The 7,946-nt window shown below is 69.9% G+C and carries 11 protein-coding genes and 1 tRNA gene; 6 read left to right on the top strand and 6 right to left on the bottom strand.

Annotated features, from left to right (window positions below; genetic code table 11):
- From G6024_RS01390 to G6024_RS01400, 3 genes are all read left to right on the top strand, one after another.
- Positions 1-567, top strand: a 567-nt coding sequence (locus G6024_RS01390) for a glutamate--tRNA ligase family protein (protein ID WP_235027714.1), incomplete at its 5' end; no start/stop codon positions are given.
- Positions 568-745: 178 nt separating this feature from the next.
- The gene (locus tag G6024_RS01395; protein WP_396468844.1) at positions 746-1,597 is read left to right on the top strand and encodes a queuosine precursor transporter; all 852 of its coding nucleotides are present in this window, start codon (positions 746-748) and stop codon (positions 1,595-1,597) included.
- Positions 1,594-1,962: a CHY zinc finger protein gene (locus tag G6024_RS01400; RefSeq protein ID WP_159147698.1), complete on the top strand. Its 369-nt coding sequence runs from the start codon at positions 1,594-1,596 to the stop codon at positions 1,960-1,962. Before G6024_RS01395 ends, G6024_RS01400 begins: the two co-directional genes overlap by 4 nt.
- On the opposite strand, the gene G6024_RS01405 is transcribed toward G6024_RS01400, so the two are convergent.
- Positions 1,947-2,636 (bottom strand): hypothetical protein, encoded by a 690-nt coding sequence (locus G6024_RS01405; RefSeq protein ID WP_067714671.1) that lies wholly within the window; start codon positions 2,634-2,636, stop codon positions 1,947-1,949. The genes G6024_RS01400 and G6024_RS01405 overlap by 16 nt on opposite strands.
- Before the next feature lie 123 nt (positions 2,637-2,759).
- Between G6024_RS01405 and G6024_RS01410 the strand changes: the two genes are divergently transcribed.
- A complete protein-coding gene (locus G6024_RS01410) occupies positions 2,760-3,455 on the top strand; it encodes an SIMPL domain-containing protein (RefSeq protein ID WP_067714673.1) in 696 nt (231 codons plus the stop codon).
- Positions 3,456-3,527: 72 nt separating this feature from the next.
- Here G6024_RS01410 and tgt read toward each other — a convergent pair whose 3' ends face one another.
- Positions 3,528-4,805, bottom strand: coding sequence for a tRNA guanosine(34) transglycosylase Tgt (gene tgt, locus G6024_RS01415; RefSeq protein ID WP_182640290.1), 1,278 nt, complete (start codon positions 4,803-4,805; stop codon positions 3,528-3,530).
- A 136-nt stretch (positions 4,806-4,941) separates the two neighbouring features.
- On the opposite strand from tgt, the gene G6024_RS01420 reads away from it, so the two are divergent.
- Positions 4,942-5,547 (top strand): TetR/AcrR family transcriptional regulator, encoded by a 606-nt coding sequence (locus G6024_RS01420; RefSeq protein ID WP_069388830.1) that lies wholly within the window; start codon positions 4,942-4,944, stop codon positions 5,545-5,547.
- Positions 5,548-5,824: 277 nt separating this feature from the next.
- Here G6024_RS01420 and G6024_RS01425 read toward each other — a convergent pair.
- From G6024_RS01425 to G6024_RS01440, 4 genes are all read right to left on the bottom strand, one after another.
- Positions 5,825-5,915 (bottom strand) — tRNA-Ser (locus G6024_RS01425).
- A 74-nt stretch (positions 5,916-5,989) separates the two neighbouring features.
- Positions 5,990-6,193: a CsbD family protein gene (locus G6024_RS01430; RefSeq protein WP_067714680.1), complete on the bottom strand. Its 204-nt coding sequence runs from the start codon at positions 6,191-6,193 to the stop codon at positions 5,990-5,992.
- Between the two features lie 143 nt (positions 6,194-6,336).
- Positions 6,337-6,774 carry a nucleoside deaminase gene (locus tag G6024_RS01435; protein ID WP_096907380.1) on the bottom strand — a complete coding sequence of 146 codons (438 nt, stop codon included), beginning with the start codon at positions 6,772-6,774 and terminating at the stop codon, positions 6,337-6,339.
- A gap of 71 nt (positions 6,775-6,845) precedes the next feature.
- A complete protein-coding gene (locus G6024_RS01440) occupies positions 6,846-7,373 on the bottom strand; it encodes a tRNA adenosine deaminase-associated protein (RefSeq protein ID WP_067714683.1) in 528 nt (175 codons plus the stop codon).
- A 36-nt stretch (positions 7,374-7,409) separates the two neighbouring features.
- Between G6024_RS01440 and G6024_RS01445 the strand changes: the two genes are divergently transcribed.
- Positions 7,410-7,946: prephenate dehydrogenase/arogenate dehydrogenase family protein (locus G6024_RS01445; RefSeq protein WP_159147699.1), on the top strand; the 537-nt coding region annotated here is incomplete at its 3' end.

Here is a 7,946-nt window from a genome sequence, read left to right on the forward strand (position 1 = left end):
CCGCACTCCCCGCCCGGGTCGTACCCCGGCACGTGCCGTGACCTGTCGGAGGCGGAGCGGGAGCGTCGCCGGGAGGCGCTCGGCCCGGGGCGGGTGCCGGCGCTGCGACTGCGCGCAACGGTCGACGAGCTGACGATCACCGACGGCGTCCACGGGCCGTACACCGGCGTCGTCGACGACGTGGTGCTGCGCCGCGGGGACGGCGTGTGGGCGTACAACCTCGCCGTCGTCGTCGATGATGCCGAGCAGGGCGTCGACCAGGTCGTGCGCGGCGAGGACCTGCTCTCCTCCACTCCCCGCCAGGCCCACCTGGCCGACCTGCTGGGCCTGCCGCACCCGGAGTACGTGCACGTGCCGCTTGCGGTCAACGCCGCCGGTGAGCGTCTGGCCAAGCGGGACGGCGCGGTGACCCTGGCCGATCTGGCGCAGGAGGGGACGACGACGAGGGCCGCGGTCGCCCGTATCGTGGCCTCACTCGGTGGGCCGGAGGGCGCGGACTCGATCGAGGCGCTGCGGGGGGTGGTCACCGCCGAGTCCTTGCGGGCCGGCCCCTGGGTGGTGGCCTGATCGGCCGACGCGCGCCCAGCCCGGCCCGACCGCCTCATCGAAAAGAGCGTTCCGCGCAGACCCACTCGCACAACGCGTGCGGAAGCGACTTGTCGATCAACGGTGACGCGGCGCGACGCGACCTATTCGGCAGGCAGGGATTCGGCATCGCGGCGGGCGGCGCGGATAATCGTCGTTCGTGACCACTTCCTCGCAGAATTCCGACCAGCTGGGGACTGGGCGGCCGGACGGGAACACTCCCGAGCCGGCGCCCAGTACCCCTTCCACCGCGTCCGCCGCCTCCGCCGGTCTCCCCGGCCGCGCCGTGTTCGCCACCGTCGCCAGCCCGTACTACGGCTATCTCATCGCCCTGTTCGTCGGCGTGATGCTCATCAGCAACGTCACCGGAACCAAGGGCGTCCTCCTCTTCCCCGACCTGAGCTTCGAACTCTGGTTCCTCTCGATGGACGGGCTCGTCACCGACGGCGCCTTCCTGCTCTTCCCGCTGGCCTACGTGCTCGGCGACGTGATCAGTGAGGTGTACGGCTTCAAGGCGATGCGCCGCGTCGTGCTCTCCGGTTTCGCCGTGCTGGCGCTGGCCGCGTTGAGCTTCAGCCTGACCGTGCAGTTGCCGCCGGCCGACTTCTACGAGAACCAGGACGCGTTCGAGGCCGTCGCGGGGGTCATCCCGCAATTCTTCCTCGCCGGCCTGGCCGGGTACGTCGTCGGCGAGTTGCTCAACTCCTACGTCCTGGTGTGGATGAAGCGCCGCACCGGTGAGCGGAGCCTGTGGGCGCGGCTCCTGGGGTCGACCGTGGTGGGCCAGCTCGCCGACACGCTGGTGTTCTGCACGATCGCGGCTCCGGCGCTGGGCATGGCGCTCGGCTCGGGCGACTACTGGAACTACGTCGTCATCGGCTTCGTCTGGAAGACCCTCGTCGAGGCGGTCCTGCTGCCGGTGACCTACGTGGTGATCGCGTCGATCAAGAAGCGGGAGCCCAGTTATCAGGCTGCACTCTCGGGTTCCGCCCTGTCACACTCGGCGGTATGACCTCCGCTGACCGGGACGCAGACGACGGGCGCGACGTCGCACGACCCGCCGCGGTGACGGTGCTCGGCGCGACGGTCGACGACCAGACCAGGTGCGTCCACTACCACGGCCCGCTGGACGTCATCGCGATCCGCTTCCACTGTTGCGGCGAGTTCTATCCCTGTTTCCGATGCCACGCCGACGCCACCGACCATGCGCTGTCGGTGTGGCCGCGGGACGAGTTCGACACCGATGCCCTGCTCTGCGGCGCATGTTGGAGCACGCTGACCATCGCCGAGTACCAGGCCACCGACGCCTGCCCGGCCTGCGGCACGGCGTTCAACCCGGGCTGCTCGCTGCACTACCCGCTCTACTTCGAGTCATAGGTCGAGTTCAACGGCGCGCGAAACTCCTCGACCATGCGTGCTGCCAGGACCAGGTGAGCCCGGATCACGCCCGCGAGTTCGTTCTCGATGCGTTCTCGGGGCAGGTCCCGAGCTCTGGCCCCCTCCGGCAACCTGTCAGCCACCCGTTGTAACCCGTCGTTGTGGACCCCGCCGCGTCGCTGTCTCCACGGGTCGGAGAGCACGTCGAGGATCGATGCCCGGAGCGTCGCGAATGCCACTGGGTCCGCCCCGTACGCGGCTCTGTAGATCCCAGTCGCCACCGAGACCCGGGGCTCCTCCTCCTCTAGTTCGGCGATCAGTTCGTCGTCTTCGTCGAAGTACGCCGCCTCGTACAGATCCTTCTCCTCCTCGAACTCTTCTACACCTTGCTCGAGCACCCCGGAGAGAATCTGGTCGGCGGCCACCAGCTGTGGCCACCTAACCATGAGCTCGTCGAACTCCAGATCCGCCATTCTGCTGATCAGTCGCCGAACCGCGGCGTCATCCCCGGCCAGCGCCTTTCGTAGCGCCTTCTCCGCGAGGTTGAACGCGGCGGTCTGCCACGTCTCACTCTTTTCTGAGCTATCGCGTACCGGACTGTGCAGGAGGACGCCCAACGGCGAGCGCCTCTCGAGGTCGTCGTGGGGGTGATCGTTTCTGGTCTGGTTCGTCATGCGCGCAGCGTCGCACGCAGCACCGACACCTACGAGTCGCCTCGGTCGTGCGGAGCTCATCAGCTGGTCGACCAAGACCGACGTGTAGGCCCGCCTATGTCGGTTCCTGCGTCATAGTGACGTATGGCCTCACCCCGCGTACCCGCCGCACTCGCACTCCTCACCGCCGCACTGCTCCTGGCGGGTTGCTCGGGTCAGAGTGAGGATCCGCCGGTCATCAGCACGCAGGGAACCGGCATCGTCACCGGTTCTCCCGATACCGTCACCATCGTGCTCGGCGTCGAGACCCGGGCATCTGACGCCAGCACAGCGCTGACCGACAACGCGGAACGCGCCCGATCCCTTATCGAGACCATCAAGGCCCAGGGCGTCGAAGAGGAGGACATCGCCACCAAGAACCTGTCGGTGCAGCCCAATTTCCTGCCCAGCGGCAGCATCGACGGATACATCGTCACGAACCAGGTGACGGCGACCTTGCGCGACGTCGACAGGAGTGGCGATCTCATCGATGCAGCGGCGGGCGCCGCCGGCGACGCGATCCGGGTTCAGCAGTTGACGTTCTCCATTGACGACGACAGCGACCTCGGGGCCCAGGCCCGGGCGCAGGCGGTCACTCGAGCTGAAGAACAGGCCCAACAGATCGCCGAGGCGGCCGGGGCGGAGTTGGGGGCGGTGCAGTCGATCACCGAGGTACCGGAGACCGAAGCGACTCCGTTTCCGGTCTCGAGGTCGTTGGCAGACGGCGCAGCTTCGACGCCGATCGAGGCCGGTAGCCAGGACCTCACTGTGTCCGTCTCCGTGACCTACGAGATCAACTAGCTGATCCCGCCGACGGATACGGGCGGCCGGGCGCCCTGGCCGCGCGGCCAGGGCGGCCAGGGCGGCCAGGGATCAGCGTCCCGAGTAGTACCGCCCCAGGAACTGCTCCTTGTAGGCCACGTACTCGTCGGGTCCGGCCGCCATCGCCGCGCGCACCTCGTCGACCAGCCGCACCACAAAGGCCAGGTTGTGCAGGGTGAGCAGGGTGGAGCCAAGGAACTCCTTGGCCTTGAACAGGTGATGCAGGTAGGCGCGGCTGTACTCGCGCGACACCTCGGACGGGCCCTCGGGGTCGAGCGGGGTGTGGTCGTGGCGGAACTGGGCGCGGGTTATGTTGACCCGCCCGTCCAGGGTGTAGATCCCGCCGTGGCGGGCCAGCCTGGTGGGCGCCACGCAGTCGAAGGTGTCGGCGCCGTTCTCCACGGCGGTGAAGATGTCGTCGGGCTCGCTGATGCCCAACAGGTGTCGCGGACGGTCGTCGGGCAGTTCCTCGGTGCACCAGCCGACGATCGTTCCGAGGTTCTCCTTCTCCAGCGCGCCGCCGATCCCGTAGCCGCCGAACCCGCGCCGCCCCTCGGCCTCGGCGCGCTCGCTCATCTCCACGAGCCCGCGCACGGCCTGCCGCCGCAAATCCTCGAACTGTGCACCCTGGATCACGCCCCACAGTGACTGCCCCGGCCGGTGCCCCCGCTCCAGCGACAGCCGCTCGTGCTCGTCGAGGCAGCGTTGCGCCCACCGTCGGGTCCGCTCCACCGAACTCTCCTGGTACTTCCGCGTGTTCATCAGCGTGGTGAGCTCGTCGAACGCGAACAGGATATCGGCGCCCAGCGAGTGCTGGATGCGCATGGACACCTCGGGCGAGAAGCGGTGCCGGGAGCCGTCGAGGTGCGAGGTGAAGGTGACGCCGTCCTCGTCGACCTTCGCGAGCCGGCCCTGCCCCTTGTTGGTGGCCGCGTCGTCCGGTGTGGCGCCGGCCGACATCTCGATGACCTTCTTGAACCCCACCCCGAGGCTCATCACCTGGAAGCCGCCGGAGTCGGTGTAGGTGGGCCCGGACCAGCGCATGAACTCCCCCAGCCCGCCGGCGGCGTCGACGACCTCGTGCCCGGGCTGCAGGTACAGGTGGTAGGCGTTCGCCAGGACGGCCTGGGCGCCGGTGGAGCGGACCTGCTCGGGGGTCAGCGTCTTGACGGTGGCCTTGGTGCCGACGGGGATGAACGCCGGGGTGGCGATGTCACCGTGCGGAGTGTGGATGACACCCGTCCGCCCGCCTGCCGTCCCGTCGAGGACCATCCGCTCGCCCACGTCGAAGGTGGTCGCGCGGGTGGTGGGCGTGGCGTTGTCCGGCATCACTCCATCGTGGCATGGCGGTCGCGGATTGCGGACGTGACCCTAACATGGAGAGGTACGTCGGCATGGGGGGCGTAGTCGTCGGCGTCGGAGGGCGCGACGTGCGCGCCCGAGAGTACGACGACGAGGTGGGGCGATGACCACATCAGGTGGCCGTAGGCTCTCCAAGCACGAGCGCCGTTCCCAGCTGATCGTGTTGGGGATCCGTTTGCTGGAGACCGTGCCTTTCCATGCCCTGTCGCTGGACGACGTCGCCGAGCGGGCCGGGGTGTCCCGCAGCCTGCTCTTCCATTACTTCCCCACCAAGCTGGATTACCTCACGGCGGTCGTGCGTGCAGCGGCCGACCACGTGCTGTCGCTGACCGAGATCCCGGTGGGCGCGCACGCCGAGGACAGCACGCGCGCGATCATCACGGCGTTGGTGCGCTACATCCAGCGGCGGCGGGACAACTACGTGGCGGTCCTGCGGTCCGGCAGGGCTGTGGATCCGGCGTTGGAGAAGGTCGTCGACGGCATGCACCGCACGATCAGCCTGCGGATCCTCGACAGCCTCGGGGTACACGACCCGGACCCCCTGGCGCTCGCTCTCACGCGGGCGTGGTTGGCCGGCACCGAGGAGTTGGCGTTGCTGGGTGAGGAGTCGGGGCTGCCGCAGGACACGGTGATCGATGCGGCACTGTCGACCCTGAGCTCGGTCGTGACACTGCCCGACTTCGCCGAGGAGTCCTCCGGCCACGCCTGACAGCGCATCTCGCCTGCGCCCGCGCCTGCCCCACCCACAGCCGCCCGTCGCCATGGCATCTCGCACCCACCGCCCCACACACAGCCGCCCGTCGCCATGGCGTCTCGCACCCACCGCGGGGCAGGCGAGACGCCATCGTCAGGGGCGGCTGCCGAGGGGGCGGAATGGCGCGGGAGCGGCTGCCGAGGGGGCGGCCAGGCGCGGGAACGGCTGCCACGGGCGAGGGGGCGGAATGACGAGAGCCCCGGACCTCTCTCGAGATCCGGGGCTCTCCCCGTGGCGGTGGCGGTGGGATTTGAACCCACGGTTGGGGGTTACCCAACACAGCATTTCGAGTGCTGCACCTTCGGCCGCTCGGACACGCCACCGCCGATTAGGCTACTTCACGCATGGCCCCAGACGAAAATCGCCAGGCCAGAGGCGAGGAGTCAGCTGCTGCAACTCACTTGTCGTTGCCGGTGAGCTTGCTCGCGGCCTCGTTGGCCTTGTCCTTGAGCTTCTCGGCACCCTGCTTGATGCCGGCCTCGCCCTGGTCGGCCTGGCCCTCGGCCTGCAGGTCACGGTCTCCCGTCGCGGCGCCGGCCGACTCCTTGGCGCGGCCGCCCAGCTCCTCGGCCTTGTTCGAGAACTTGTCTCCCACTCCCATGTGGTGCTCCTCTCGATCGCGGCGCCGGGGTCCGGCACCTCTCACGACCCACGGTACGGAGATGCCGAGCCGGCCTCCACCGCGAGCGGGTCACGATCGGGTCACCGACGGGCGCCCCGCCGCGGACCCCGGCACAGCCGCCGTCATCGACGAGCGCGGAAGAAACCCTCCAGGACAGCGGCGCACTCATCCTCGAGCACACCACCCCGCACCTCTGGACGGTGCACCAGACGTCGGTCGCGGACGACGTCCCACAGCGACCCACACGCCCCGGTGCGCGGCTCCCAGGCTCCGAAGACGATGCGGCCGACCCGCGCCGCGACCGCCGCCCCCGCGCACATCGTGCAGGGCTCCAGGGTCACCACGAGAGTGCAGTCCTCCAGCCGCCAACCGTCGCCCAGGACCCGCGCGGCCTCGCGGAGCGCGATCACCTCGGCGTGCGCGAACGGGTCACCGTCGGCCTCACGCCGATTGGTGGCGGCGGCCAACTCCCGACCGTCGGGGCCCAGCACCAGCGCGCCGACGGGCACGTCGTCGGCCGGGGTACCACCCGCCACGGTCAGGGCGCGCCTCACCAGCATCTCGTCGGCCGCCCGCACGGAGCCCCGGTGCTCGGGGTGCGCCGATCCGGGATGCGCCGGACCTGCCGGGCTCACGAGTCGGGCTGGTGCCGCTCGAACTCGTCGCCGAAGCCCATCCGCTCGGCCACGGACTGCAGCTGCTCGTCGGCGTAGAGGTCGGTCTCGGAGACGATGATCTCCAACACCCCGGCGGGCAGGCCCATGTCGTCGAGGATCGCCATGTCGCCCTCGCCCCACGGGTCGGTCTGCTCGAGCTCCTCGTCGGTCATGTCGGGCACGTCCACGTTGAGCTCGTCGAGCACATCCGCGGCGAGGTCGTAGTCCAGCGACGCGGTGGCGTCCGAGAGCATGAGCCGCATCCCGGACGGGCCCGGGCGCAGGATCACGAAGAACTCGTGGTCCACGTCGACCAACCCGAACGACGGCCCCTCCGCGCGCAGCGACCGGACCTGCCGGGCGGCGTCGTCGAGACTGGTGAGGGCGGCGTCGTCCAGACGGGTGACCTGCCAGGAACCGCCGTCCTGGACCACCCCGAGTGCGATGCCGGTGACCGAGTCGTCGTCGGAGTCGCGGGAGGTTCGGTCGGAGCTGCTGGGCATGAGCTCAACCGTAGTCTGCTGTGAGAACCTTGTCAGGTGACGGTGACGGCGGACGTGTGCGTGCTCGGGGTCGGCCTGATCGGCGGCTCACTCCTGCGGGCCCTCGGCCCCGATCGGACCTTCGGCTGGAACCGCTCCCCCGCCGGCGCCGAGGCCGCCACCGCCGCCGGTTTCGACGTCACCACGGATTTGCCCACCACGCTCCGCCGGGCTGCGGAGTCGGATGCCCTCGTCGTCGTCGGCGTCCCCCTCCCCGCCCTCGAGTCGGTCCTGGGCGCGGTGGCCGAGCACGCACCCACGGTCGCCCTCACCGACGTGATCAGCGTCAAGGGCCCCGTCCTGGAGGCGGTACGACGGCACGGACTGGGGGCGCGGTTCGTCGGCGGGCACCCCATGGCCGGCACCGCCCACTCCGGCTGGGACGCAGGCGACCCCGACCTGTTCCGCGGTGCCACGTGGCTCATCGCGGCCGACGACGACGCCGACCCCGACACCTGGGGACGGGTGGCGCGGCTCGCGCTGGACAGTGGCGCACGGGTGGTCTCGGCGACCTCCGCCGACCACGACGCGGCC

The sequence above is a fragment of the Dietzia maris genome, assembly GCF_014144855.1.
Lineage (GTDB): Bacteria > Actinomycetota > Actinomycetes > Mycobacteriales > Mycobacteriaceae > Dietzia > Dietzia kunjamensis.

What these genes read in the sequence shown, in the direction of transcription:
- G6024_RS01400 (WP_159147698.1), top strand. Translation starts at nt 1,594, where the DNA reads ATGACCTCCGCTGACCGGGACGCAGACGACGGGCGCGACGTCGCACGA.
- G6024_RS01405 (WP_067714671.1), bottom strand. Translation starts at nt 2,636, where the DNA reads ATGACGAACCAGACCAGAAACGATCACCCCCACGACGACCTCGAGAGG.
- G6024_RS01410 (WP_067714673.1), top strand. Translation starts at nt 2,760, where the DNA reads ATGGCCTCACCCCGCGTACCCGCCGCACTCGCACTCCTCACCGCCGCA.
- tgt (WP_182640290.1), bottom strand. Translation starts at nt 4,805, where the DNA reads ATGCCGGACAACGCCACGCCCACCACCCGCGCGACCACCTTCGACGTG.
- G6024_RS01420 (WP_069388830.1), top strand. Translation starts at nt 4,942, where the DNA reads ATGACCACATCAGGTGGCCGTAGGCTCTCCAAGCACGAGCGCCGTTCC.
- G6024_RS01430 (WP_067714680.1), bottom strand. Translation starts at nt 6,193, where the DNA reads ATGGGAGTGGGAGACAAGTTCTCGAACAAGGCCGAGGAGCTGGGCGGC.
- G6024_RS01435 (WP_096907380.1), bottom strand. Translation starts at nt 6,774, where the DNA reads ATGCTGGTGAGGCGCGCCCTGACCGTGGCGGGTGGTACCCCGGCCGAC.
- G6024_RS01440 (WP_067714683.1), bottom strand. Translation starts at nt 7,373, where the DNA reads ATGCCCAGCAGCTCCGACCGAACCTCCCGCGACTCCGACGACGACTCG.